Source organism: Ruegeria sp. AP7 (assembly GCF_056539905.1).
Genome location: NZ_JBQFVT010000048.1, coordinates 1 through 570 on the forward strand (window position 1 = coordinate 1; position 570 = coordinate 570).

At 62.3% G+C, this 570-nt stretch carries 1 protein-coding gene; it reads left to right on the forward strand.

The genetic code is table 11. The features are described 5' to 3' along the window. A partial coding sequence (locus ACR0KN_RS22475) for an aldehyde dehydrogenase family protein (protein WP_480656706.1) occupies window positions 1-570 on the forward strand: 570 nt, incomplete at both ends.

Sequence of the window (570 nt, forward strand, 5' to 3'; positions counted from 1 at the left end):
CATCGAGGCCGCCGCTGCCGCACAGCCCGCATGGGGCGCCACCAACCCGCAGAAACGCGCGCGTGTCATGATGGCAATGGTTCATCTGATGAACCGCGACATGGACAAGCTGGCCGAAGCGCTGAGCCGCGAGCACGGCAAAACCATCCCCGACGCCAAGGGCGACCTGCAGCGTGGTCTGGAAGTGATCGAATACTGCATCGGCGCACCGCAAATGCTGAAGGGCGAATACACCGACAATGCAGGCCCTGCCATTGACATGTATTCCATGCGCCAGCCGCTGGGCGTTGTCGGCTCGATCATGCCGTTCAACTTCCCTGCCATGATGCCGCTGTGGCATGTCGGACCGGCGCTCGCATGTGGCAACGCCGTGGTGTTGAAACCGTCCGAGCGTGACCCCTCGGTGCCGCTGATGCTGGCCGAACTGTTTGTCGAGGCCGGTCTGCCCAAGGGTGTGTTCCAGGTCGTGAACGGCGACAAAGAAGCGGTCGACACCATCCTCGACAGCGACATCATTCAGGGCGTCAGCTTTGTCGGCTCGACCCCGATCGCGCAGTATATCTATGCCCG